We start from the raw sequence: 25,448 nt of genomic DNA, 5'->3' as shown, positions 1-25,448 counted from the left end.
CCCGGGCGCGGCTCAGACGGCCAGGGCCCGGCAGGTTTCTTCAACGCCCCGCTCCACCTGGGCCAGCAGGGCCAGGGCCTCGTCCTCCGGCAGCGACAGCGCCTGCCACAGGGCGGGGTCCAGCGTGGGCACCGCCTCGTCGGGATCGTCGGCCAAGTCCAGGGCATGGGCCAGGGCATCGGCCAGCTGGATCAGCCCGGCCAGGCGGCAGACCATGTCGTCCGCGCTGTCGGCCGGGGCGTGGTGGTGCAGCACGGCCCGGGACACCGCGGGCGGAAAGCGCCAGTGGGTGGCCAGCTCGGCACCGATGCGGGCATGGTCCAGCCCCAGGGCGGCCTGCTCGGCCTGCAGATCCGGCACATCGGCGCTGCGGGCCAGGGCCAGGGCCTGGGCACCGGCCTGCGGGAAGTGCGCGGCCAGCACCAGCTTGCCGATGTCGTGCAGCAGCCCGGCCACGAAGGCCTCGTCCGCGTCCAGCGCCAACCGGGGGGCCAACAGCCGCGCCGCCAGCGCCGTGGCCATGCCGTGGCGCCAGGCGCTGCGGTAGGAAAAGCCGATGCAGCGCGAGGTGTCCAGCCGGCTGCCCAGCGACACGGCCAGCAGCACACCGGAGACCGCCCGCAGGCCCAGCAGCGTGACCGCATCGCCAATGCGCGCCACCCGGCCGGGCATCCCATAGAAGGCCGAATTGGCCACCCGCAGCGTGCGGGCCGCCAGCGCGGGGTCCTGCTCGATCAGGTGCACGCAACGGTCGACCGAGATGTCGTCGCGCTCCAGCGCCTGCATCACCTCGCGCACGGCCTGCGGCAGGGCCGGCAGCGCTTCGACACAGGACTGGATCTGCGCCAGCGTCAGCGGGGTCTCAGGCATGGCCGGCCTCCTCCTCCGCCATGGTCTGCCCGCGGTAGCGGCGCAGCAGCGGCTGCAAGGGATGGATGCGCCCTTCGCGCAGGGTGCGCCGGAACAGATGGTCCAGACGCGTGGGGGCCGGCGTGGCGGACACGGGCGGGACCGGCGGGACGGGCCACTCGACAGGCCGATTCATGGTGAATCTCCAGGACAGGAAGCAGAAGAAACGGGCAGGCAGACCAGCACCTCGCCGCGGTTGGCCCCGGTCGGTTCGGCCAGGCAATGGCGCCACACCTGGCAGGGTTGGCCGTGGACGTCCCCCTGCACCACGGCGCCCACCCCCCGCAGGGCGGCCACGCCGGGCCGGGCCGGCAGGCCCAGCGCCAGGTCCCCGGGCGGGAACAGCTGGTGGGCCCGGCCGTTGGCATAGACCAGCAAGTCCTCCGGATCCAGCCCGAGCACCGCCACCGGCAGGCTGTCGAGGATCTCGCGCACGCCGCCCACGCTGGCCTGCAGCAGCAGGGCCTGCTCCCGCTGGCGTTCCAGCGCGGTGCTGAGCTGGGCGTTGACGCGCGCCAGCGCGCTGTTGGCGGTGGCCAGCTCATCGGTCAGACGCCGGTTTTCGTCGGCCATGCCCTTGCGCTGGAAGGCCTCGGCCACATGGGCGCGCAGGCGGTCGTCCTCCCAGGGCTTGGTGAGGAACTTGTAGACCGAGCCTTCGTTGACCGCGTCGATGATGGACTGCAGGTCGGTGAAGCCCGAGAGGGTCATGCGCACCGTGTCGGGATAGAGCGCGGCCGCCCGGTGCAGAAACTCCACCCCGGTCATGCCCGGCATGCGCTGGTCGCTCAGGATCACATCGACCGGATGTTCGGCCAGGCACTGCAGCGCCTGCGTGGCGTCGGTGGCGGTGAGGATCTCGTAGCCGTCGCGGCGCAGCAGCCGCTTGAGCGCGGCGAGGATGTTCTCCTCGTCGTCCACCAGCAGCAGGGTGCGGCGGTTGTCACGCCGGGTGGTGTGCTGGTGGTCCAGCCGCCAGCCCGCGCGCAGGCGCTCGGCCAGCACCTCGGCGGGCAGCGGGGTGCTGAACCAGAAGCCCTGGATCTGGTCGCAGCCCATGCCCACCAGCAGGCTGAGCTGCCCTTCGCTCTCCACCCCTTCGGCCAGCACCTTCAGGTGCAGGCCATGGGCCATCAGGATGATGGCGCGGATCAGGCTGGCGCTCTCGGGCACCAGCGTCATGTCGCTGACAAAAGAGCGGTCGAGCTTGACCACGTCGATCGGCAGGCTGCGCAAGGCGCTCAGGCTGGAGTAGCCGGTGCCGAAGTCGTCGAGCGAGACCTCCACCCCCAGGGCCCGCAGCTCGCGCAGGGTCTCGCCCGCCCGGACCGGGTCGTCCATCACCCCGCTCTCGGTCAGCTCGATGCCCAGGGCCCGCGGGTCCATGTCCGTGTCCAGCAGCACCTGCTGCACCTGGGCGGCCAGATCGCCCTGCCCCAGCTGGTAGGGCGAGACATTGACCGCCACCCGCGGCACCGGCACGCCGCTGCGGTGCCAGGCGCCCCACTGGCGGCAGGCGGTGCGCAACACCCACTGCCCCAGCGCATGGATCAGCCCGGCCCGCTCAGCCACGCCGATGAACTCGGCCGGGGGAACTTCGCCCCAGGGGGTGCCGTGCCAGCGCAGCAAGGCCTCCACGCCGACCAGCTCGCCCGAGGACAGCGAGACCTGCGGCTGGTAGTGCAGGCTCAACCCGTCCTGCTCGATGGCGTGGCGCAGCGCGGCGGCCAGCTGCATCTCGCGCAGGGCCTGGGCGTGGGCCTCTGGCTTGGCAAAGGCCACGCCGGCGGTCTCGTCGGCCAGCGCACAGGCTTTCTCGGCCGCCTCCAGCAGACTCACTGCGTCCTGGCCATCGCCCGGATACAGGGCCAGGCCGATGCGGCAGCGGGGCAGCAGTTCCGTGGCCCCGATCTGCACCGGTGCCTGCAGGGCGCCCAGCAGGGCGCGGGCCCGCTCATGGGCCTGCTCGCCGCTCAAGGTGGCTCCGGTACCGGTCATCAGCGCCAGCTCCAGGCCGCTGACCCGGGCCACCACCTCATGGTCGCGCGCCAGCTGGTTCAGGCGCGAGGCCACCGCCAGCAGCAGGTTCTCGGCCGCCGCATGGCCCAGCGTGCCGCGCAGCTCCTGGACTTGGGGCAACTCGACGACCATCAGCGCGTAGTGCACCCGGTCCCAGTGGGCAATCTGGCTGCGCGAAGCCACCTGGTTCAGGAAGTGCGCCCGGTTGGCCAGACCGGTCAGCGCGTCGAACTGGGCCAGGGTCTGGACCCGCTGTTCGGCCTCGTGCTGGCGGGTGATGTCCCGCACCAGACCGATGCCCTGCAGGCCCGAGGCCGGCCCGCTGACCGGCTGCAACACCCCCCGGTGCACCAGCTGCAGCAGCTGGCCGGCCGGCCCCAGCGCGCGGTGCTGCAACTCGAACGGCGTGCCCGGCGTGGCCGCCTGCCAGGCCTGCGCCACGCGGGCGCGGTCCTCCGGGGCCACCCAGGCCAGGGCGCCGTCCCCCGTGAGGTGGGTCGCCGCGCGTTCACCGGTCAGCTCGCGCAGGCCTTGCGAGGACCGCAGCACCCCTTCGGGCCAGCTGAGCACATAGGAGCCGGCATGCGACAGCTGTTCGCTGCGGGCCAGCAGGTCGGCCTGCCATTCGGCCTGCCGCAGGGCCTCGCGGGTCTCGCTGATGTCGAACAGCGTGATCAGGTCCGCCACGCGGCCGTCGACCCTCACCCGTTGGCCGTACAGGCGCAGGTCCAGCCGGACGCCGTCGCGCCGCAGGCCCTGCAGATCCCAAAAGTGGCCAGGCTCCCCGGCCAGCCGCCGCTGCAACTGTTCGGCCAGGCGTGCCCGGTCCTCGGGGGCCACGGCGCTCAGCAGCGTCAGGCCACTCAAGGGCTCCGCCTCGCCCCAGCCCAGCAGGCGGCGCGCCGCCGGGTTGGCATAGAGCAGGCGCTCATGGTCCGCCAGCAGCAGGGCCACCTTGGTGCGGGCCAGCAGTTGTTCGGCCCAGCGTTCCACTCCGCCGTCCTGGCGGGGCTGCAGCAGGGCCGAGGCGTCGACCAGCATGCTCATGCCGCGGCCTCCTGGGCGGGAGCCGGGGCCACGCTCGTCCAGGGCAGGTCCGGCGGAATGCCGACCACGCCCTCCTCCCCCGGGCCAGCCACCGGCACCCAGACCCGGAACGCGCTGCCCAGCCCCGGCACCGAATGCACGCGGATCACCCCGCCATGCTTCTGCACGATGGAGAAGGACAGCGACAAGCCCAGCCCGGTGCCACTGCCCACCGGCTTGGTGGTGAAGAAGGGCTCGAAGATGCGGCGCTGCACCTCGGGGCTCATGCCACAGCCGGTGTCGGCGACTTCGATCCAGACCCAGCCCTCGCGATGCCCGCTGGAGAGCGTGATCACACCCCGGCCCTGGATGGCGTGGGCGGCGTTGACGATCAGGTTCATGAAGACCTGGTTGAGCTGCGCCGCCAGGCAGCGCACCAGCGGCAGCGGCGTCAGGGCCTTGCGCACCTCGGCCTTGTACTTGACCTCGTGCATCACGACGTTGAGGGTGGATTCCAGCCCGGCGTTGAGGTCCGCCTCCTGCCACTCGGACTGGTCCAGGCGGGAGAAGTCCTTGAGGTCCTGCACGATCTTCTTGACCCGGGCCAGGCCATCCTCGCTCTCGGTCATCAAGGCGGGCAGGTCCTCGCGCAGGTAGTCGATCTCGGCCGCCTCGCGGGCCTGGGCCACCTGCTCCTGCCCGGCATCGCCCGCCAGGGTGGCGGCCTGCTCGTAGGCGGTGATCAGCCCCAGCAGCTGACCCACATAGCCCTTCAGCGTGTGCAGGTTGGAGCTGACGAAGCCGATCGGGTTGTTGATCTCGTGCGCCACGCCCGCCGCCAGCTGGCCGATGGAGGCCATCTTGTCGGACTGCAGCAGCTGGTTCTGCGCATCCTCGAGCTTGCGCAGGGTGGCCTTGAGCTGGTCGTAGTTCTCGCGCAGCTCGTCCTGCGCACGGCGCACCTCGGTGTGGTCCTCCAGCAGCCACCAGGCGCCACTGTCGGGCTGCTCTGTGTCGGCCGGGTAGGCGATCAGCTGCACCCACAGCGGGCGACCATCGCAATGGCGCAGCCACATCTCGTGGTGCCAGGACTGGCCGCGCTGCAACACCGGCCGGGCCTGGGCCGTGACCCATTCGGCCTCCTCGGGCGTGCGGAACAGCGCGCTGGTGTCGGCCGGCAGCGCATGGCCCTCGTCCCAGCCGAACAGCTGGGCCAGCTTGTGGTTGTGGCGGACGATCTGGCCACCGCAGGTGCGGGCCACGCCGATGGGGGCATTCTCCATGAAGGCCTCCAGCTGCCGCAGCGTGCCGCGCAGCTCGGCGGAGCGTTCCTGCACCCGCTGTTCCAGCTCGTTGCGGTGGCGGCGCAGTTCCTCCTCGGCCAGCCGGCGCTGCGTCACGTCCTGCAGCGTCTCGATGGCGCCGATGATGCGGCCGCTGGCATCGCGCAGCGGCACCGCGGTGAAGTACAGCCAGCGGCCCCCGCTCCCCAGCAGGGGGTAGAAGTCCTCCACCTCCCAGGCGCCCTCGCCGGCATCGGCCGCGGGCTGGCCGCGGCCCCGGTAGGCCTCGCGCAGCGCGTCCTCGGAAGCGCCGTCCACGATCAGGTCGGCCAGCACCGGGCGCTCGGCCGGGAAGAAGGCCCGCCAGGCGCCGGTGCGGCCACGCATCTCGCTCGCGCTGAGGCCGGTCAGGCGCTCGCAGGCCCGGTTCCAGTGCGTCACCCGGTGGTCGACCCCGACCACGAAAGTGGCCACCGGCCCGCCTTCGATGATCTGGTGCAGCATCTGGCTGAGCTGCTGCAGGCTGTCCTGAACGAACTGCATGTCGCTCAGGTCCTGGCAGGTCACCACCACCGCGTCCCCCTCGGGGAGGCTCAGCCGGCGCGAAGTCCACTCCACCGCGCGGCGCACGCCCTGGCGGGAGCAGAGCGTCAGCGTCAGTGCGGGGAGCTCGGCCGCGTCCGGCGCCAGGCAGGCCAGGGCCTGGGTCCGCAGCAGCTCGCGCTCCGTGTCGGCCACCAGGCTGGTGAGTGCCAGTTGCTGGGCCTCGGCCTGCGTGCAGCCCAGCAGGCGCAACATGGCCGGGTTGGCGTGCAACAGGCGCTCACCCTGGTGCAGCAGCACCGGAACGCCGATCGCGTCGAACCCCGCCCGTTCGGCCGCCGGCAGTCCGGCGCACGTTGCGCTGTCTTCAGGCATGGAACGCTCCTTCGTCGCGGGGGGACCGAGCCGGGGCCAGCCGCGGCGCCAGCCCGGGGGCCGCCAGCGGGGTGCGCCGCACGTGCAGCGTGAGCTTCACGCCCTCGCCGGTCACGAACTCGCGGATCTGCCGGATCACCCGCTCCTCGAACACATAGCCGGCCGCCAGCAGCAGCGCCCCCTTGGCGGAGAGCAGATCCCGCGCGAGCACCATGCCCGGGCGCAACTGGGTGGCCTCGATCAGGTCGTCATCGCGCGCTTCGGGATCGGGCTCGGCCAGGGCCGCCTCCAGCGCGGCGACCACCCGGCCGTCGTAGTGGCTGCCAATGCCGCCGTGGAGGATCTGCAGCGCGTGCGGCGGCGAATGCGGCCGCTCCGACAGCGCGCCGTGGATCAGGTCGTCATAGTCGCTGGCCACCGCGACGATGCGCGCCCCGAGGACGATGGCCTCGCCCTCCAGGCCATCGGGAAAGCCCTTGCCGTCCACCCGCTCGTGGTGCTGGCGCACGATGCGCCCGACCCCGTGCAACCGGGCCAAGGGCATCAGCGCCGCCTCGCCATCCTTGGGGTGGTGCCGGTAGCGCACCATCTCGTCCGGACTGAACAGCGACAGCGGCTTGCCCAGCATCCGGTCGGGGAAGCCGATGGTGCCGATGTCGTGCAGCAACGCACCCAGGTAGACCTCCTGCAGCGCCCGGTCATCCAGCTGCAGGTGGGGCCCCATGCGCCGCACCAGCGAGGCCACCCGCCGCGCATGGCCGGCCACGCCGCCCTCACGCATCTCCAGCAGGCCCGAGAACACGGTGACGGCCACCAGAAAGTTCTCGTTGAGCTCCTCGTAGGCCTTCTCGAGCATGTCATTGATCTGCTCGATCTCGGCGGTGCGGGCCTGGACGCGCTGCTCCAGCGTCTGGTTGAGCTGGGACAGCGCCTGGTTCTGCGCCTGGACCTGTCCCAGCAGCTGCTGGTTCTCCTGCTCCAGCGCACGCCGCTGCAAGGCCTCCTGCACGGTCAGCAGCAGGTCGGGGTCGTGCCAGGGCTTGGCGATGTAGCGGTGGATCTCGCCGGTGTTGATGGCCGCGATCGTGGCGCCGATGTCGGCGTAGCCGGTCAGCAGCAGCCGCATCGCCTGCGGATGGCGCTGGCGCACCTCGGCCAGGAACTGCGCGCCATCCATGCCCGGCATGCGCATGTCCGACAGCACCAGGTCCACCGGCTGCTCGGCCAGGATCTGCAGCCCTTCCGCCCCGCTGCCAGCCAGCAGCACGGTGTAGCCCTGCGGGCGGAACAGGCGGCGCAGCGCGTTGAGCACGCCGGACTCGTCGTCAACCAACAGCAGCGTTGCGCCACCGGACGGGGCGCGAGACTCCAGAGAGAAGGTGGGGACGGCGCTCGTCATGGCAGGGGCTGCGAAGCGTGGAAGGATCGGATGAGGCCGAATGGCCGTCATCCTTTCCTGACACTTCGTCCCCGGCCGGTCAGGGGTGAATCCGGGAAAACCCGGGTCAGGCGGTGGGCGCGGGCCCCAAGGTGCGCACCAGGTAGCGCAGCGCGGCGCTGTAGCCCTCGGTGCCCAGGCCGGCAATCACGCCCTCGGCGATGCCGGAGATGAAGGAGTGGTGGCGGAATTCCTCGCGCCGGTGGATGTTGCTGATGTGCACCTCCACCACCGGCAGCGCCACACCGGAGAGCGCATCGCGCAGCGACACGCTGGTGTGCGTCAGACCGCCCGGGTTGATGACGATGCCGCGCGTGCCATCCAGCCGGGCGGCATGGACGCGGTCGATCAGCGCGCCCTCGTGGTTGCTCTGGAAGCACTGCAGGCCCACGCCCAGCGCCTGGGCCTCGGCGGCCAGCCGCTGCTCGACATCCGCCAGCGTCTGCGCCCCGTAGATGTGGGGTTCACGGGTGCCCAGCAGGTTCAGGTTCGGGCCATTGAGGACGAGGATGGACATGGGTGGCGGCGTGCAAGGGTCAGGGACAGGCGGTGATTGTCGCCCGCCCGACGACGCTCAGCGAGCGATCCGCGAGCCGCCGCCAGTTTCGATCACACCCGAGCCTGAATCTGGCTAAAAATCATTCCAATCTTTTATTTGTGATCACATTTTTGCGGTTGCTGCTAGCATGCCGCCTTCGCGACTCCGGACCGGCCCATGGTGTCCTTGCTCGACAGCTTCCTCGCCCAGCACCGCATCCACGAGGTGGAGTGCGTGATCCCCGACATGACCGGCATCGCCCGCGGCAAGATCCTGCCGCGCGACCTGTTCCAGGCCGCCGGCGAGATGCGCCTGCCCAAGAGCGTGCTGCTCAACACCGTCAACGGCCAGCAGCCGGACAACGGCCCCTTCGTCGGCGACACCGACCCGGACATGGTCTGCGTGCCCGACGCCGCCACCGTGCGCCTGGTGCCCTGGGCGGCCGAACCGGTGGCGGTGGTCATCCACGACTGCCAGGAATGGGACGGCTCGCCGGTGGCGCTGTCGCCGCGCGGCGTGCTGCGCCGGGTGCTCAAGCTGTACGCCGACCGTGGCTGGAAGCCCATCGTCGCGCCGGAGATGGAGTTCTACCTGGTGGCCCGCCAGCAGAACCCGCACGAGCCGCTGCAGCCGCCGCTGGGCCGCACCGGCAAGCCCGAGGCCGGACGGCAGAGCTACTCGATCGACGCGGTCAACGACTTCGACCCCTTCTTCATGGAGCTCTCCAACTTCTGCGAGCTGCACCAGCTGGGCGTCGAGACCCTGATCCACGAGGCCGGCCCGGGCCAGATGGAGATCAACTTCAGCCACGGCGAACCGCTGGAGCTGGCCGATCGGGTCTTCCTGTTCAAACGCACGGTGCGCGAGACGGCGCTGCGCCACGGCATCTTCGCCACCTTCATGGCCAAGCCGATGGAGGCCGAGCCCGGCAGCGCGATGCACATCCACCAGAGCATCCACGACGACCAGGAACGCAACATCTTCAGCCAGCCCGACGGCAGCGCCAGCCCGCTGTTCGCCCACTACATCGCGGGGCTGCAGACCTACATCCCGCAGCTGATGCCCATGTTCGCGCCCTATGTGAACTCGTACCGGCGGCTGGCGCCCTTCATGTCGGCGCCCATCAACGTGCGCTGGGGCTACGACAACCGCACCTGCGGCATCCGGGTGCCCAAGTCCGGCCCGGCCGCGCGCCGGGTGGAGAACCGCGTGCCCGGCGTGGACGTGAACCCCTACCTGGCCATGGCCGCCACCCTGGCCTGCGGCTACCTGGGCATGGTGCAGCGGCTGACGCCCTCCGAGCCCACCCGCGACAGCGCCTGGAATGTGGCGCACGAACTGCCCCGCCACCTGGAGGATGCGATCGAGCGCATGCGCGCCTGCACCCCCATGCGCGAGGTGCTGGGCGACAGCTTCGTCGACGCCTTCTGCGCCGTGAAGGAGCTGGAGTACGCCACCTACAACCGGGTGATCAGCTCCTGGGAGCGCGAGCACCTGCTGCTGCTGGTCTGAGGCCCGAGACACCCTGACGCCCACCGACATGAACACTGCCCCGACCCTGCGCGCCGGCCTGGACCCAGCCCGCCTGTCCACCCTGCAGCAGCGCGAGCGCGCCGCCTACGCCGCCGCCCGCCCGCGCAGCCAGGCCCTGGCGCAGCGCGCCGCCCGGCACCTGATGTTCGGCGTGCCGCTGCACTGGATGAACGACTGGTCCACCCCCTTTCCCCTGCATGTGGCCAGCGCCCAGGGCGCGCGGCTGCAGGACGTGGACGGCCACGCCTACGCCGACTTCTGCCTGGGCGACACCGGCGCCATGTTCGGCCACAGCCCGGCGCCGGTGGCCGCCGCGTTGGCGCGCCAGGCAGCCCAGGGCATCACCGCCATGCTGCCCGGCGAGGACGCGGTCTGGGTGGGTGAGGAACTGGCCCGGCGCTTCGGCCTGCCCATCTGGCAGTTCGCGCTCAGCGCCTCGGATGCCAACCGCTTCGCCATCCGCTGGGCCCGGGCGCTGACCGGCCGCGAGCAGGTGCTGATCTTCAACGGCTGCTACCACGGCACCGTGGATGACGTGTTCGTCGACCTGGTGGACGGCCAGCCCCGCACCCGCGACAGCCTGCTGGGCCAGGTGGTGGACATCACCCGCACCACCCGCAGCGTCGAGTTCAACGACCTGGCCGCGCTGGAGGCCGCACTGGCCGACGGCCAGGTGGCCTGTCTGCTGGCCGAGCCGGCCATGACCAACATCGGCATGGTGCTGCCCGAGCCCGGCTTCTGGGAGGCGGCCCAGGCCCTGTGCCGGCGCCACGGCACGCTGCTGCTGATCGACGAGACCCACACCATCAGCACCGGCCCCGGCGGCTACACCCGGGCCCACGGCCTGCAGCCGGACCTGCTGGTGCTGGGCAAGCCGGTGGCCGGTGGCGTGCCCTGCGCGGTCTACGGCTTCTCGGCCGAGGCGGCCCGCCGCGCCGAGCAGGCCAAGCGCAACGCCCCGCCCGGCCACAGCGGCATCGGCACCACGCTGACGGCCAATCTGCTGGCCCTGGCCGCGATGCGCGCCAACCTGGCCGAGGTGATGACCGAGGCCGCCTACGCCCGCATGGCCACGCTGGCCGAGCGCCTGGCCGACGGCCTGCGCAAGGTCATCGCCCGCCATGGCCTGCCCTGGTGCGTGACCCAGGTGGGCGCCCGCACCGAGTTCCAGTTCACGCCCACGCCGCCGCGCAACGGCAGCCAGGCCGATGCCATCCTCGACCCGGCGCTGGAGCAGATCGTCCACCTGTACCTGCTCAACCGCGGCCTGCTGATCACGCCCTTCCACAACATGATGCTGGTCTGCCCCGACACCGCCGCGGCGGATGTGGACCGCCTGGTGGACACCTTCGACGCCTTCGTCGGCGAGACCCGGCCGGGCTGAGCCCTACACTGCGCGTCCCCGCCCTGCCCCGCTGCCATGCCCACCGCCGCCGACAACGACACCCCCGCCCCGCCGGTGGCCGCCACCCACCAGGACGCGATCTACGCCACGCTGCGGCAGTGGGTGACCGTGGGCCGCTTCCTGCCCGGCGAGCGGCTGAAGATCCGCACCGTGGCGGCCGACATGGGCGTGGGCCAGATGCCCGTGCGGGCGGCGCTGCAGCGTCTGGCCGCCGAGGGGGCGCTGGTCAACGTGCCGAACGCCGGCGTGACGGTGCCCAAGCTCTCGGTGCCGGAGTTCGACGACCTGCTGCAGATGCGCATGCTGCTGGAAGGCGAGGCTGCCGAGCGCGGCGCGCTGCGCCTGGACGCCGAGGGACAGGCCCGGCTGCAGGCGCTGAGCCAGCGCATGGCCCAGGCCCTGGCCCGCGGCGACGGCGATGACTACCTGGCCGCCAACGAGGACTTTCATGTGCTGCTGTACAAGGCCGCCGGCTCACCCACACTGTTCGGCCTGATCGACACGCTGTGGCTCAAGGCCGGCCCCATCTCCAACCGGCTGTTCGACACGCCCGAGGCGGGCGCGGTGCTGAACGACGCGCACGAGGCGCTGGTGAAGGCCCTGGCACGCGGCGACAGCGCCGGGGCGCGCCGGGCGGTGGAGCAGGACATCTTCGTGGCCGGGCAGTTCCTGCGCCGCAGCCTGCGGGCTTCGGACAAGGGGCGAGGCTAGACTGGGCCTCATCCCTTCTCGCCCTTTCTGCTGTCCATGTCCCAGAGCGCCCCGGCCCACGACTACCCGACCGTCCTCGCCCAGATCCACACCGAGATCCAGCCCCTGCTGGGCCAGGGCCAGGTGGCCGACTACATCCCCGAACTGGCCAAGGTGCGGGGGGACCAGTTCGGCATGGCGGTGGTGACGCTGGACGGCGCGGTCAGCACCTGCGGCGATGCCCGCCTGCCCTTCTCGATCCAGTCGGTCTCCAAGCTGTTCGCGCTGACGCTGGCCTACCAGTGTGTGGGCGACGCGCTGTGGCGGCGGGTGGGCCGCGAGCCTTCGGGCAACCCCTTCAACTCGCTGGTGCAGCTGGAATCCGAGCAGGGCAAGCCGCGCAACCCCTTCATCAACGCCGGCGCACTGGTGGTCACCGACGTGCTGTGCACCCGTTTCGTCAACCCGGAGATCGCGCTGCTGGAGTTTGTGCGCCGGCTCTCGGGCAATGCCGGCCTGCAGTACGACGACCGGGTGGCCCGCAGCGAGATGGCCACCGCCGAGCGCAACCGCGCCATGGGCCACTTCATGCGCAGCTTCGGCAACCTGGTGAACCCGGTGGACGAGGTGATCGCGGCCTATTGCCGGCACTGCGCCATCCGCATGGACGCGGTGGACCTGGCGCGGGCCGTGGCCTTCCTGGCGCACGGCGGGGTGAACCCCTGGAACGGCGAGCAGGTGGTCAGCGCCAGCACCGCCAAGCGGCTCTCGGCGTTGATGCTGACCTGCGGCACCTACGACGCCGCGGGGGACTTCGCCTTCCGCGTGGGCATTCCGGCCAAGAGCGGCGTGGGCGGCGGCATCGTGGGCCACATCCCGGGCCAGCTGGGGGTGTGCGTCTGGTCGCCCGAGCTGGAGCCCTCTGGCAACTCGCTGGCCGGCAGCTACGCGCTGGAGCGCTTCACCACCCTGACGGGGCAGTCGCTGTTCTGACCCGGGGGGCCAGGCGGGTTCAGCGCTCGATGCGCGCCCAGGCCGAGTGGTTGTGGATGGACTCGAAGTTCTCGACATCCACCCGGTAGTGGCCGATGCGGGCATCGGCATTCAGGCGCAGCGCCACGTCACGCACCAGGTCCTCGACGAACTTGGGGTTCTCGTAGGCGCGCTCGGTCACCCACTTTTCATCGGCCCGCTTGAGCATGGGCCAGATCTCGCTGGAGGCCGATTCCTCGGCAAAGCGCACCAGCTCCTGCCACTCGATGGCACCGGCCACCGGGTCCTTCAGCTCGACGCGGATGGTCACCAGCGAACGCTGGTTGTGCGCGCCGTAATCGGAGATCTCCTTCGAGCAGGGGCACAGGCTCTTGACCGGCACGCCCACCTCGGCCCAGATGGCCGTGCGGCCGGCCTGGCGCTCGGCGATGAAGGCACCGGCGTAGTCCAGCAGGCTCTGCACACCCGACACCGGGGCCTTCTTGCGGATGAAGAAGGAAAAGCGGGCCTCGATGCGGCCGTCGCTGGCCCCCAGCTTGTCCAGCATCACGTCGAGCTGGCGGGCCAGGCCGGCGGCGTCCAGCGGCTCGTGCTGAGCGTCCAGCCAGGCGACGAAGCGCGACATGTGGGTGCCCTTCTTGTCGGCCGGCAGCGCCACGTCCAGATTCCACAGCGCCGCGGTGGACTGCACCGCCCCCGCCACCCGCAGGTTCAGCGGGTAGCGAACGTCCTTCACGCCCACGCGCTGGATCGCGAGATGGCGCTCATCGCGCTCGCTCTGGGTGTCGGGAATGTGCAGGGCGTCGGTCAGGGTATTCATGGGAACGGCAGGGGATTCAGGCTGCCAATGTGACAGCGAACCGGCATCCCTGCAGACGCAGGGTTGATGCCGGCCACCCTGGATTGTGCTATGAGCCGAAGGAACTCAGGCCGCAGCGGGTTTCACCAGCGCCAGCGGGGCGCCGAAACGGCGGCGCACGGCGGCTTCGATGCCGGCGGCATCCAGCCCGCACAGGGCCAGCAGCTTGCCATGGTCGCCATGCTCGATGAACTCGTCGGGCAGGCCCAGCTGCAGCACCGGCACGGTGACGCCGGCCTCGGCCAGCGCCTCCATCACCGCGCTGCCGGCGCCGCCGGCGATGCAGCCCTCTTCCACCGTCACCAGGCCCTCGTGACGGCGGGCCAGGTCCAGCACCAGCGCCTTGTCCAGCGGCTTGGCAAAGCGCATGTTGGCCACGGTGGCGTCCAGCGTCTCGGCCGCCTTCAGCGCCGGGTAGAGCAGCGTGCCGAAGGCCAGGATGGCCACGCCGCGGCCTTCGCGGCGCACCTCGCCCTTGCCCCAGGGCAGTTCATCCAGTTCCGCAACGGGCACCGTGCCCACCCCCGCGCCACGTGGGTAGCGCACGGCCACCGGGTGGTTCTGGCGGAAGGCCGTGGTCAGTGCGCGCCGGCACTCGGCCTCGTCGGCCGGCGTCAGCACGCTCATGTTCGGGATGCAGCGCAGGAAGGCGATGTCGTAGGCCCCGGCGTGGGTGGCGCCATCGGCCCCCACCAGGCCGGCCCGGTCCAGCGCGAACACCACCGGCAGGTTCTGCAGCGCCACGTCGTGGATCAGTTGGTCGTAGCCACGCTGCAAAAAGGTGCTGTAGATGGCCACGACGGGCTTGAGCCCCTCGCAGGCCAGGCCACCGGCAAAGGTGACCGCATGCTGCTCGGCGATGCCCACATCGTGGTAACGGGTGGGGAACCGGCGCTCGAACTCGACCATGCCCGAGCCTTCGCGCATCGCGGGCGTGATGCCCACCAGGCGCTCGTCGGCGGCAGCCATGTCGCACAGCCATTGGCCGAAGACCTGGGTGAAGGTCAGGGCCGCGGGGGTGACCGGCTTGACCAGGCCGACGGCCGGGTCGAACTTGCCCGGGCCGTGGTACTTGATCGGGTCTTCCTCGGCCGGGCTGTAGCCGCAGCCCTTCTTGGTCACCACGTGCAGGAACTGCGGACCCTTGGCCTCGCGCAGGTTCTCCAGCGTCGGGATCAGCGCGTCCAGGTCATGGCCGTCGATCGGGCCAACGTAGTTGAAGCCGAATTCCTCGAAGATCGTGCCCTCGGGCACCACCATGGCCTTGGTGTGCTCCTCGAAGCGCTTGGCCAGACCGTAGAGCGGCGTGTTCTTCAGCACCGTCTTGGCGCCCTGCCGGGCTGCGGCGTAGAAACGGCCGCTCATCAGCCGGGCCAGGTAGCGGTTGAGCGCCCCTACCGGCGGCGAGATCGACATGTCGTTGTCGTTCAGGATCACCAGCATGTCGGGCAGGCCGGCCGAGCCCTGGAAGCCGCCGTGGTTCAAGGCCTCGAAGGCCATGCCCCCGGTCAGGGCGCCGTCGCCGATGATGGCGACCGCCTTGCGGTCCTCGCCCTTGAGCCGGGCCGCATGGGCCATGCCCAGCGCGGCGGAGATCGACGTGGACGAGTGTCCGGTGCCGAAGGTGTCGTACTCGCTCTCGCTGCGGCGCGGGAAGCCGCTGATGCCGCCCAGCTGCTTGAGCGAGGCCATGGCCTCGCGGCGGCCGGTCAGGATCTTGTGCGGATAGGCCTGGTGGCCCACGTCCCAGACCAGGCGGTCATAGGGCGTGTGGAACACGTAGTGCAGCGCAATCGTCAGCTCCACCGTCCCCAGGTTGGACGACAGATGGCCCCCGGTGCTGCTGACCGAGCGCAGCAGGAAGTGGCGCAGTTCATCGGCCAGCTGCTTGAGCTGGGGCCGGGACAGCTTGCGCAGGTCGTCGGGGCTCTGGACCTGGTCCAGCACAGAGGTTTTGCTCATCAGGGGATGCTCCGAAACCGGCACGAGGGTGCGTTCCATGGTGACCGGGATCAGCTTTGACGGTCCACGACCAGCCCCGCCAGCCAGCCCAGCCGCTCGCCCGGCAGGCCGGAGCGCTGCAACGCGGCCAGGGCCTGCGCATGCAGGTCCATCGCGTAGGTGCGCGCGGCGTCCAGCCCCAGCACGGAGACATAGGTGGGCTTGTTGGCGTCCTCGTCCTTGCCGGCGGTCTTGCCCAGCACGGCCGATTCCTGCGTGCAGTCCAGGATGTCGTCCATGACCTGGAAGGCCAGGCCGATGGCCGCACCGAAGTCGCTCAGGGCCTGCCAGACCGGCTCGGCCGGCCGACCGCAGGCCGCGCCCATCAGCACGCTGCATTGCAGCAGCGCACCGGTTTTGCGACGGTGCATGTCGCGCAGCACGGCTTCGGACAGCGGCTTGCCCACGCTGGCCAGGTCGATGGCCTGGCCACCGGCCATGCCCTTGTGGCCGGCGGCGCGGGCCAGCAGACGCACCAGGCAGGCCTGCAGCGCCGGATCCACCCCTTCGTCCGGGGTCAGCACCTCGAAGGCCAGGGCCTGCATCGCGTCGCCCGCCAGCATGGCCTGGGCCTCGCCGAACTGCACATGGACGGTGGGCTTGCCGCGGCGCAGCATGTCGTTGTCCATGCAGGGCATGTCGTCATGCACCAGCGAATAGGCGTGGATCAGCTCCACCGCCACCGCCGAACGCAAGGCGGCCTCGCAGTCGCCATGGACGGCCTCGCAAGCGGCCATCACGAGCAAGGGACGCAGGCGTTTGCCACCTTCCAGCACGGCATAGCGCATGGCCTCACCCAGGCCCGCGGGGGCATCGGCCGGCACGAAACGCTCCAGCGCCCGCTCGACGGACGCCAGGGTCTCGCGGACCCAACTCTCCGGTTCTTTCACAGTCATTCCGTTGTCCAGGGCTTGAGCTGCCCTTCCTCCAGGACCTTGATTTGATCCTCCACCGCCTGCAGCCGTTCACGACAAAACGTCAACAACTGGCTGCCGCGCTGATAGCTTTCCAGCAACCGGTCCAGCGGCAACTGGCCGCCTTCCATCGCCTGCAGCAGGCGGTCCAGTTCGGCCAACGCTTCTTCATAGCTGGCAGGGTCGGCGGCCTTGGTGGCGGTACGGGAAGATGACATGGACGCAGTGGAAATTCGGTCATGAATTGTAGTCAGGGCGGGCCCACCCCAGGAAAACGAGCAGCAACCAAACAGAAACACGGCGGCAAACAAGGTGCAATTCGTCGGCCGCATTGATCACCATCAATGACTGCCGCGGCACGTCCTCACCCAAATTTGTTAGAATGAAATTTGCCCTCACCCTGACCGGTGGGGGCTTTTTCATTCCCACCCGCGGGGCCACCGGGTGGGGGGTTTGAAGACATGTTTTTTGGAGATCCTGGGGATCATGTCGAACCTGAGCATCACGCTGGAAGCTCTGGAGCGCGCGCGCTCTCAACTCTCTGTCAGCACCTATTTCGACGAGGACCTGTTCCGCCGCGAGCAGGAACTCATTTTTCAGCACGGACCGCGCTACCTGGCGCATGAACTGTCCGTTCCGCACGTGGGCGATTACTACGCCCTGCCGCAGGAAGGCGAAGGTCGCGCGCTGGTTCGCACCAGCAAAGGCGTCGAACTCGTCTCCAACGTCTGCCGCCACCGCCAGGCCATCATGCTGCGCGGGCGCGGCAACACGCAGGCCAACATCGTCTGCCCGCTGCACCGCTGGACCTACGACCTCGGCGGCCGGCTGGTGGGTGCGCCGCACTTCGACCACGACCCCTGCCTGCACCTGAACAACTACAAGGTGCGGACCTGGAACGGCATGGTGTTCGAGGACAACGGCCGCGACATCGCCGCCGACCTGGGCAACCTGGGGCCGCGCGCCGACCTGGACTTCTCCGGCTACGTGCTCGACCACGTCGAGATGCACGAGTGCGACTACAACTGGAAGACCTTCATCGAGGTCTACCTGGAGGACTACCACGTCGGCCCCTTCCACCCCGGCCTGGGCCAGTTCGTCACCTGTGACGACCTGCGCTGGGAGTTCGGCAAGCACCACTCGGTGCAGACGGTGGGCGTGTTCGATGGCCTGAGCAAGTCGGGCTCGCCGGTGTATGAACGCTGGCGCGAACAGGTGCTCAAGGCCCACGACGGCCAGCCGCCCAAGCAGGGTGCCATCTGGCTGACCTACTACCCGAACATCATGATCGAGTGGTACCCGAAGGTGCTGACCGTCTCGACCCTGTACCCGGTCAGCACGCAGAAGACGCTCAACGTGGTGGAGTTTTACTACCCCGAAGAGATCGCTGCGTTCGAGCCGGAGTTCTGCCAGGCCCAGCGGGCCGCCTACATGGAGACCTGCATCGAGGACGACGAGATCGCCGAACGCATGGACCTGGGCCGCAAGGCGCTGTTCGAGCGCGGCGACGACGAAGTCGGCCCGTACCAGAGCCCGATGGAGGATGGCATGCAGCACTTCCATGAGTGGTACCGCCGCGTCATGGGCATGGGCCGCGCCTCCTGGTGAGCCCCCACTGGTGCCGGCCGCCCCGCCGGCACCGCCCACGGGCGACCTGCGGGTCGCCCGTGCTGTTTTCAGGGATCGCCCCAGGCGCCCGCTTGATCGGGGGCAACCCTGACGCGCATTTCCCCCGAAAGCCGGGCCCGGCATCGTATGCTGCGCCCATCTCCAGAACCTGCACCGCGCTCGCGGACATCAGCCCGTGGACAAGCACTTTCTGACCCCGCTCTTCACCCCCCGTTCCCTGGTGGTCTTCGCTGGCGATGCGGCCCATCCTGACAGCGCGATGCCGCTGGCGCGGGTGCTGCTGCAATCGCTGGAAGACAGCGGCTTCAGCGGCCCCATCACCCGCCTGGACATCGAGGGCGAGATCACCGCCAAGCTCTCGGAGCTGGCCCAGACCCGGGCCGATCTGGCCATCATCGCGCTGCCCGACGCCCAGATCGAAGCCGCGCTGGAGATCGCCGGGCGCATCCGCTGCCGCGCTGCGCTGGTGCTGTCCTCCGGCCTGCCGCAGAGCACCTGTGCCACCCTGCATGCCGTCGCCCGCCGGCATGGCATGCCGCTGCTGGGCCCGAACAGCCTGGGCTTCCAGCGGCCGTCGGCCCACCTCAACGCCGGCGCCACCGGCCCGCTGAGCCAGACCGGCCCGCTGGCCCTGGTGTCGCAGTCCGGGGCACTCACCACCTCCATCGTCGACTGGGCCCGCCACAACGGCGTGGGCTTCTCCACCGTCGTCTCGCTGGGGGCGAACAGCGCGCTGGGCCTGGCCGAGGTGCTGGACTACCTGGCCAACGACAGCGCCACCCACAGCATCCTGGTCTACATGGAGGGCATCCGCAACGCGCGGCGCTTCATGAGCGCGCTGCGGGCCGCCGCCTCGATCAAGCCCGTGGTGGTGATGAAGGCCGGGCGCAAGCCGGCCGGCACCCATGCCGCACGCACCCACTCGGCCGCCATCGTCGGGTCGGACGATGTGTTCGAGGCGGCGCTGCGCCGCGCCGGCGTGGTGCGGGTGCGGGCCTTCACGCAGCTGTTCTCCGCCGCCAAGTGCCTGGCCTCACGCTACCGACCGGTGGGCAAGCGGCTGTCCATCATCACCAACGGCGGTGGCCCCGCCGTGCTGGCGGCCGACTGGGCCAACGAGATCGGCCTGGAAGTGGCGCACCTGGGCGACAGCAGCCGCATCCAGCTGGCCCCGCAACTGGGCCCGCAGGCCGCCCTGGGGCAGGTCATCGACCTGGGCGAGGAAGCCACCGGCACCCACTACGCCGCCGCGCTGCAGGTGGCCAGTGCCGACACGGGGGTGGACGGCGCTCTGGTGATCTATTCGCCCAAGCCCGGCGGCCTGCCGGGCACCGAGCCGGACACCGTGGCGCAGGCGGTGGCCGACGTGGCCCACGCTCAAGGCAAACCGGTGGTGGCCTGCTGGATGGGCGACGAGACCGTGCGTGGCGCGCGGACCCTGCTGGCCCAGCACGCGGTGGCGAACTTCCGCACGCCGGAGTCCGCCGTCGAGGCCTTCGGCAACCTGGCCAGCTTCTACCAGAACCAGCAGTTGCTGCAGCAGACCCCGCCGCCCCTGAGCACCCTGGACAGCCCGGATGCCGAAGGCGCCCGGCTGCTGATCGAGAGCGTGCTGGCCGAGCGCCGCCAGGTGCTCACCGAGATGGAATCCAAGGCCTTGCTGGCCGCCTTCCACATCCCGGTCACCCGCACCATGCTGGCCCGCAGCGCCAACGAGGCCATGCTGATCGCCAGCCAGCTGGGCTACCCGGTGGCGCTGAAGATCGATTCGCCGGACATCAGCCACAAGAGCGATGTGCGCGGCGTGGCCCTGAACGTGATGACCGCCACCCAGGTGCGCGACACTTTCAACGACATGCTGGCGGCCGTGGCCAAGGCGCAGCCCGGGGCCCGCATCCACGGCGTCACCATCCAGCCCATGAGCGGCAAGCCCAACGGCCGCGAGCTCTACATCGGCATGACCACCGACGACCCCTTCGGCCCGGTGATCACCTTCGGCGCGGGCGGCACGATGATCGAGCTGATCGCCGACCGGGCGATGGAGTTGCCGCCCCTGAACCAGTTCCTGGCCCGCCGGCTGATCGAACGGGCCCGCGTGGCGGAGACCCTGGGGCCCTGGCGCGGCGCCCCGGCCGTGGACATCGAGGCGCTGGAGCAGGTGCTGCTGCGGGTCTCGGAGATGGTCTGCGCCCTGCCCCAACTGCGCGAGATGGACATCAACCCCATCATCGTCGACGAGCACGGCGGTATCGCGGTCGACGCCCGCGTGGTGGTGGACCAGGCCGCCCCTTCGGCCAGCCAGCCCTACCACCATCTGGCCATCCTGCCCTACCCGGCCGGCCTGGAGAAGGAATGGCCGCTCAAGGGCGGCGGGCTGTGCACCATCCGCCCCATCCGGCCCGACGACGCCGAGATGCTGCAGGCCCTGGTGCGCGGCCTCTCGTCGGAAAGCCGCTATTTCCGCTTCGTCAGCGCGATGCAGGAGATGCCGGCCCGCATGCTGGCCCGCTACACCCTGATCGACTACGACCGCGAGATGGCCTTGGTGGCCATCCGGCACCACCGCCAGGCGAACGACGACGGCAGTTTCAGTGACCGCGAGGAGATCATCGGCGTCTCCCGCTACATCACCAACCCGGACCAGACGACCTGCGAGTTCTCGCTGGTGGTGGCGGACAACATGGCCGGCCAGGGGCTGGGCTCGCGGCTGATGCTCTCCATCATGGATGTGGCGCGGGCCAAGGGCCTGAGCGAGATCCAGGGCCTGGTGCTGACCAACAACGACAGCATGCTGCGGCTGATGCGCGGCCTGCACTTCGAGGTCAAACCCTATCCGGAAGATCCCGACTTCCGCCTGTGCACCCAACTTCTGTAGCCTCATCTCCTCTGTGACCGGTTGCGGCTGCCGGTCTCCTACAATGGCCGCTCACCCGCCAAGACCCGGAGGACGCCATGTTCGAGGATCTGGAAGTCGGTTCGCAAATGAGCCTCTGGGCCGCCTGCATCCTGTTGGTGCTGGCCGTGGCGGGTGTGGTGGGGGGCCTGTGGGTCCGCGAGTGGCGGCAGGCCCATGCCGCCCCGGCGGCCACTCACCTGCCCCAGGGAGCCTCGGCCTGGTCGGCGCCCCCGACCGCCCGCACGCCCACCTGAACGCCGCTGGCTGACCTGTCCGCAAGGACCGCCGCCCCAGCGGCGGCCTCTCTTTTTCTTGCGCGACACGGCCATGGCCAGCATCCACCTTTCCGACCTCGAAGCCGCCATCAACTGGTGGCGTGAACGCTCCCCGTCGCCCGACGGCGTGGCCGCCTGTGCCGAAGTTCGCGCGCTGGGCGAACCCTATGCCCAGCTGGTCTACCGCCAGCAGCGCCGGATCGACGAGGCGGCCCTGACGTCTGCCGCACGTGCTGCGTGGCTGGCCTGGTACGACAGCACGCCCGACGCCCCCTGCATCGCCATCTGCTCCACGGCGCAGGGCGATGCCATCTGCAAGGGCTGCGGCCGCACCGAAGACGAAGTCCAGCACTGGCCGGTGCTGAGCCCGGCCGAGAAGCGCGAGGTCTGGCAGCGCATCACCGCCGAGGGCACCGCCTGGCGCTTCAACCGTTATGCCGAACGCGCGGGCGGCCGCACGCCAGGGGTGGCATGAGCGCGCCCTCCGTGACCGACGTCGCCACCACCGCGCGCCCCGTCGCCTCGCCGCTGCAGCGCTGGCTGGCGAGCGTGCGGCGCATCCTGCCCCTGGCCTGGCCGGTCTACATCGGTCAGCTGGCGGTGCTTGCCTTCAACACCGTGGACACCCTGGTCGTGGCCCGCCACTCGGCGGTGGACCTGGCGGCCTTCGCCGTCGGTTCGGCGGCCTACATGACGGTGATCATCGGCTTCATGGGCGTGGTGCTGGCGGTCTCCCCCGTCACCGGTCAACTGCACGGCGCCGGCCGGCATGAGGCCGCCGGCGACCAGGCCCACCAGGGCATCTGGCTGGCCCTGGTGTTGTCGGCCCTGGGCGCGCTGCTGCTCTGGCAGCCCGAGCCCTTCCTGTGGATGGCCCAGGCCACGCCGGAGGTCGCGGAGCGCACCCGGGGCTACCTGCATGCACTGGCCTGGGCCTTGCCGGCCGCGCTGATCTTCGCGGTGTTCCGCGCCTTCAGCACGGCGGTCTCGCGCCCCAAGCCGGTGATGTTGCTGCAGTTGGGCGGTCTGTTGCTGAAGGTGCCGCTGACGGTGGCCCTGGTGGCGGGCGTGCCGGCCCTGCACCTGCCCGCTCTGGGCGTGGCCGGCTGCGGCTGGGCCACGGCCGCGGTGCTTTGGTTGCAGGTGCTGGGGGCCTGGCTGTGGCTGCGCCGGGACGGGTTCTATGCCCGCTTTCGCCTGTTCGGCGAGGGTCTGCGGCCGCCGCACCGTCCCGCGCTGTGGGGCTTGTTGCGCCTGGGCCTGCCCATGGGCGCGGGCTTTCTGATTGAGGTGACCGGCTTCAGCTTCATGGCCTTGTTCATCGCCCGCCTGGGCACCACGCCGGTGGCCGGGCACCAGATTGCGATGAACCTGATCTCGTTGATGTTCATGCTGCCGATGTCGCTGGGCAATGCCACCAGCACCCTGGTCGCGCAGCAGATCGGCGCCGGCGAGCTGAAGGACGCCCGCCGCCTGGGCTGGCACGGCCTGTGGCTGGGCTGCGGCCTGGCGGTCATCGTCGGCAGCGCGGTCTACCTGGCCCGCACCCCGGTGCTGCAGCTCTACACCGACGATGCCCAGGTGGTGGCCGCCACCCTGCCCCTGCTGGCCTGGCTGGCCATCTTCCATGTGGCGGATGCGATGCAGACGGTCGTCGCCTTCACGCTGCGGGCTTGGCGGGTCGCCACGGCGCCGATGGTGGTGTATGCCGTGTCGCTGTGGGGCGTCGGGCTGGGAGGCGGCTATCTGCTGGCCTTCAATGTCCTGGGGCAGGTGCCGGACCGCCTGCAGGGCGCCCCCGGCTTCTGGACGGCGGCCACCGTCGGGCTGCTGGTGGCCGGCACCGGCCTCACGGCCCTGCAGGGCTGGGTGCTGCGGCGCCGGCCTCAGGCCGTGGCCGCGTCGGCCTGAACCCGGCTGGCCGGCAGGGTCAGCACGAAGCAGCTGCCACCGCCTTCGCGGCCCTCGCAGCGCACCCGCCCGCCATGGCGTCGGGCGATCTGACGCACCAGGGCCAGGCCCAGGCCCACGCCGCCTTCGCGTTCGGCATGGCCGGCCATGCGGTAGAAAGGCTCGAAGATGCGCTCCCGCTCGGTTGGCGGTACGCCAAGCCCGCGGTCACAGATGCGCAGCGCCAGCTCACCGTCCGGCTGCGGCACCACCTGGGCCAGGATGTCCGCGCCACCATAGCGACAGGCGTTCTCCAGCAGGTTGCGCAGCGCCCGCCGCAGCAGCCGCTCACTGCCCTGCACCGCAACGGAGGGGCCTTCCACCTGCGCGCCGACCCGACTGCCTTCCTCGGCCAGCACAGCCAGCACATCCACCGGGTCGTCCAGCTCCATGGCCACACCGGCCTCCAGCCGGCTGGACAACAGCACCTCTTCGACCAGTGCATCCAGCTCACGGATGTTGACGTTGATCTCCTGGCGCAAGGAGACACGCATGGCCTCGGGCGCGTCCTCCAGCATCGAGACCGCCATCTTCAAGCGGGCCAGCGGCGAGCGCAGTTCGTGGCTGGCATTGGCCAGCAAGGTCTGGTGCGACTGCACCAGCGTCTGGATGCGGTCAGCGGCTTGGTTGAAGCTGATGGCCAGGGTCGCCACCTCGTCACGGCCCTCCTCCGGCACACGCTGTGCCAAAGCGCCGGCCCCAAAGGCCTCCACGCCCTGCTTGAGCCGCTCCAAGCGCCCCGTCAGGCTGCGCACCACCGGATAGGCCCCGGCCGCCACCGCGATGAACAGCATGGCCAGCAGCACCACCAGCCCCAGGCTCGCCGGCCATTCACCGGCGGGGCCCAGCAGGAAGCCCGGCGGCGGCAAGGGCGGGCGCTCTTCCCGTCCGCCATCGTCTGCACCGGCCTGGCCTGGCGGGGCGGGCATGCGGCCCTCGCGCTCGGGCGGCCCCCCCCACTCCCCTTCCGGGCCGCGTTGCGGTGCCGAGGCCTCCTGCACCGGCGGCATCCGCCGCAGCGGCAACAGGTGGGGTTCGGGGCGCATGATCGACAGCCGGCGGCCGTCGTCCAGGGGAACGGACAAGGGCCGCCCCCGTCCTTCGGCCTCCAGTTCCTGGTAGCGCCGTGAGGCAGCGATGCGCAGCCCGTGGGCGTCGGTGAGCGCCAGCGGCGTGTGCAGGCGGCGCGTCCACTCGTCCAGCGCCTCGGCCTGGGTCTGCAACGGCGCGCTGCGCGCCGGCAGCGAGTTCTGCACCAGCGAGGCCCAGCCGGCCAGACGCTCGGTGAGCATGGCGTCGGCTCGGGCGCGCTCCTGGGCCAGATGGCGTTCCAACAGCCACCCCGACGCCAGCGCAAACAGCGCCAACGCCGCGATCACCGTGAGCCAGATGCGCAGGTAGAGCGACTTCAATCCGAGTCCTGCCGGCGCGCAAAGACGTAGCCGGAACCCCGCACGGTGAGCACCCGCTTGGGATTCTTGGGATCGTCCTCAATCACCGCGCGGATGCGCGAGACGTGCACGTCGATCGACCGGTCAAAGGCCTCCAGCGGATGGCCTTTGAGGGCATCCATGATCTGGTCGCGGCTGAGCACCCGGCCCGGGCTCTGGGCCAGCACGGCCAGCAGATCGAACTGGTGGCTGGTCAGCTCACAGCGCAGGCCGTCCAGCCGGGCTTCGCGGGCCCCCAGGTCGATCTCCAGCCGACCGAACTGCAGCACATCCTCGACCACCGGCTCCGGGGTGGCCCTGCGCAACAATGCCTTGATGCGGGCCAGCAACTCGCGCGGCTCGAAGGGCTTGGGCAGGTAGTCATCCGCCCCCAGCTCCAGGCCCACGATGCGGTCCATCGGTTCGCCCCGGGCCGTCAGCATCAGCAGCGGCAGACGCCGCAGCCGGGCATCGGCCCGCAACTCCCGCGTCAGATCCAGGCCATCGCCATCGGGCAGCATCAGGTCCAGCACCAGGGCATCGTAGGTGCCCAGTTGCAGCCGCGTGCGCCCCTCGGCCAGCGACCCGGCCGTGTCCACGTCAAAGCCATGGCCCCGCAGGTAGTCCCCCACCATGGCGGTCAGGCGGGAGTCGTCGTCGATCAGCAGCAGCTTGGAAACGGCCATCTCGAGCATCGGGCCGGACGTCGATTCAAACGTCCGACGGGAAGACTGAAACGTCA

The 25,448-nt window shown here is 70.4% G+C and carries 21 protein-coding genes; 9 read left to right on the top strand and 12 right to left on the bottom strand.

Annotation, left to right across the window (positions count from 1 at the left end):
- Positions 1–12: 12 nt before the first annotated feature.
- The 6 genes from KGA65_RS00545 to aroQ all read right to left on the bottom strand — a co-directional run bounded on the left by KGA65_RS00545 (position 13) and on the right by aroQ (position 8,110).
- On the bottom strand, positions 13–870 hold the full coding sequence (locus KGA65_RS00545) for an HDOD domain-containing protein (RefSeq protein WP_225861189.1): 858 nt from the start codon (positions 868–870) through the stop codon (positions 13–15).
- A complete protein-coding gene (locus KGA65_RS00540; protein WP_225861188.1) occupies positions 863–1,045 on the bottom strand; it encodes a hypothetical protein in 183 nt (60 codons plus the stop codon). The genes KGA65_RS00545 and KGA65_RS00540 overlap by 8 nt, the downstream gene beginning before the upstream one ends.
- Positions 1,042–3,975, bottom strand: a complete 2,934-nt coding sequence (locus KGA65_RS00535; RefSeq protein WP_225861187.1) for an EAL domain-containing protein — start codon at positions 3,973–3,975, stop codon at positions 1,042–1,044. The genes KGA65_RS00540 and KGA65_RS00535 overlap by 4 nt, the downstream gene beginning before the upstream one ends.
- Positions 3,972–6,155: a PAS domain S-box protein gene (locus KGA65_RS00530; protein WP_225861186.1), complete on the bottom strand. Its 2,184-nt coding sequence runs from the start codon at positions 6,153–6,155 to the stop codon at positions 3,972–3,974. The genes KGA65_RS00535 and KGA65_RS00530 overlap by 4 nt, the downstream gene beginning before the upstream one ends.
- Positions 6,148–7,554 (bottom strand): response regulator c-di-GMP phosphodiesterase, NosR family, encoded by a 1,407-nt coding sequence (nosR, locus tag KGA65_RS00525; protein ID WP_225861185.1) that lies wholly within the window; start codon positions 7,552–7,554, stop codon positions 6,148–6,150. The genes KGA65_RS00530 and nosR overlap by 8 nt, the downstream gene beginning before the upstream one ends.
- A gap of 106 nt (positions 7,555–7,660) precedes the next feature.
- Positions 7,661–8,110, bottom strand: a complete 450-nt coding sequence (gene aroQ, locus KGA65_RS00520; RefSeq protein WP_225861184.1) for a type II 3-dehydroquinate dehydratase — start codon at positions 8,108–8,110, stop codon at positions 7,661–7,663.
- A 198-nt stretch (positions 8,111–8,308) separates the two neighbouring features.
- Here aroQ and KGA65_RS00515 point away from each other — a divergent pair, with 198 nt between their 5' ends.
- Genes KGA65_RS00515 through KGA65_RS00500 form a run of 4 tightly spaced genes read left to right on the top strand, consistent with a single transcriptional unit; the run spans position 8,309 to position 12,752 of the window.
- Positions 8,309–9,643 (top strand): glutamine synthetase family protein, encoded by a 1,335-nt coding sequence (locus KGA65_RS00515; RefSeq protein WP_225861183.1) that lies wholly within the window; start codon positions 8,309–8,311, stop codon positions 9,641–9,643.
- A gap of 28 nt (positions 9,644–9,671) precedes the next feature.
- Positions 9,672–11,048, top strand: coding sequence for an aspartate aminotransferase family protein (locus KGA65_RS00510; RefSeq protein ID WP_225861182.1), 1,377 nt, complete (start codon positions 9,672–9,674; stop codon positions 11,046–11,048).
- 36 nt (positions 11,049–11,084) lie between these two features.
- Positions 11,085–11,780: a GntR family transcriptional regulator gene (locus KGA65_RS00505; RefSeq protein ID WP_225861181.1), complete on the top strand. Its 696-nt coding sequence runs from the start codon at positions 11,085–11,087 to the stop codon at positions 11,778–11,780.
- Between the two features lie 36 nt (positions 11,781–11,816).
- On the top strand, positions 11,817–12,752 hold the full coding sequence (locus KGA65_RS00500) for a glutaminase (protein ID WP_225861180.1): 936 nt from the start codon (positions 11,817–11,819) through the stop codon (positions 12,750–12,752).
- 19 nt (positions 12,753–12,771) lie between these two features.
- Here the strand turns inward: KGA65_RS00500 and folE2 are convergent, their stop codons facing one another.
- The 4 genes from folE2 to xseB form a co-directional block, all read right to left on the bottom strand.
- Positions 12,772–13,572 carry a GTP cyclohydrolase FolE2 gene (gene folE2 / locus KGA65_RS00495; RefSeq protein WP_225861179.1) on the bottom strand — a complete coding sequence of 267 codons (801 nt, stop codon included), beginning with the start codon at positions 13,570–13,572 and terminating at the stop codon, positions 12,772–12,774.
- A gap of 105 nt (positions 13,573–13,677) precedes the next feature.
- Positions 13,678–15,573, bottom strand: a complete 1,896-nt coding sequence (dxs, locus tag KGA65_RS00490) for a 1-deoxy-D-xylulose-5-phosphate synthase (protein WP_225861178.1) — start codon at positions 15,571–15,573, stop codon at positions 13,678–13,680.
- Positions 15,574–15,623: 50 nt separating this feature from the next.
- On the bottom strand, positions 15,624–16,508 hold the full coding sequence (locus KGA65_RS00485) for a polyprenyl synthetase family protein (RefSeq protein ID WP_225861177.1): 885 nt from the start codon (positions 16,506–16,508) through the stop codon (positions 15,624–15,626).
- A complete protein-coding gene (gene xseB / locus KGA65_RS00480) occupies positions 16,505–16,744 on the bottom strand; it encodes an exodeoxyribonuclease VII small subunit (RefSeq protein ID WP_225861176.1) in 240 nt (79 codons plus the stop codon). The genes KGA65_RS00485 and xseB overlap by 4 nt, the downstream gene beginning before the upstream one ends.
- Before the next feature lie 268 nt (positions 16,745–17,012).
- Here xseB and KGA65_RS00475 point away from each other — a divergent pair, with 268 nt between their 5' ends.
- From KGA65_RS00475 to KGA65_RS00455, 5 genes are all read left to right on the top strand, one after another.
- Positions 17,013–18,134 carry an aromatic ring-hydroxylating oxygenase subunit alpha gene (locus tag KGA65_RS00475; protein WP_225861175.1) on the top strand — a complete coding sequence of 374 codons (1,122 nt, stop codon included), beginning with the start codon at positions 17,013–17,015 and terminating at the stop codon, positions 18,132–18,134.
- A 196-nt stretch (positions 18,135–18,330) separates the two neighbouring features.
- Positions 18,331–21,030, top strand: coding sequence for a bifunctional acetate--CoA ligase family protein/GNAT family N-acetyltransferase (locus KGA65_RS00470; RefSeq protein ID WP_225861174.1), 2,700 nt, complete (start codon positions 18,331–18,333; stop codon positions 21,028–21,030).
- 77 nt (positions 21,031–21,107) lie between these two features.
- On the top strand, positions 21,108–21,305 hold the full coding sequence (locus tag KGA65_RS00465; RefSeq protein ID WP_225861173.1) for a hypothetical protein: 198 nt from the start codon (positions 21,108–21,110) through the stop codon (positions 21,303–21,305).
- A 73-nt stretch (positions 21,306–21,378) separates the two neighbouring features.
- Entirely contained in the window at positions 21,379–21,801 is a 423-nt protein-coding gene (locus KGA65_RS00460; RefSeq protein ID WP_225861172.1) for a DUF3717 domain-containing protein, read from the top strand.
- Positions 21,798–23,237 carry an MATE family efflux transporter gene (locus KGA65_RS00455; protein WP_225861171.1) on the top strand — a complete coding sequence of 480 codons (1,440 nt, stop codon included), beginning with the start codon at positions 21,798–21,800 and terminating at the stop codon, positions 23,235–23,237. The genes KGA65_RS00460 and KGA65_RS00455 overlap by 4 nt, the downstream gene beginning before the upstream one ends.
- Here the strand turns inward: KGA65_RS00455 and KGA65_RS00450 are convergent.
- Positions 23,213–24,688: a sensor histidine kinase gene (locus KGA65_RS00450; RefSeq protein WP_225861170.1), complete on the bottom strand. Its 1,476-nt coding sequence runs from the start codon at positions 24,686–24,688 to the stop codon at positions 23,213–23,215. The two genes, KGA65_RS00455 and KGA65_RS00450, sit on opposite strands and share 25 nt — an antisense overlap.
- Positions 24,685–25,401, bottom strand: a complete 717-nt coding sequence (locus KGA65_RS00445) for a response regulator (RefSeq protein WP_225861238.1) — start codon at positions 25,399–25,401, stop codon at positions 24,685–24,687. Before KGA65_RS00445 ends, KGA65_RS00450 begins: the two co-directional genes overlap by 4 nt.
- Positions 25,402–25,448 lie beyond the last annotated feature (47 nt).

The sequence above is a fragment of the Ideonella benzenivorans genome (genome assembly GCF_020387415.1).
GTDB classification, from domain to species: domain Bacteria; phylum Pseudomonadota; class Gammaproteobacteria; order Burkholderiales; family Burkholderiaceae_C; genus Ideonella; species Ideonella benzenivorans.
Note: the sequence above shows the minus strand (reverse complement) of the source record. Positions and strands in the feature narration are given on the sequence as shown.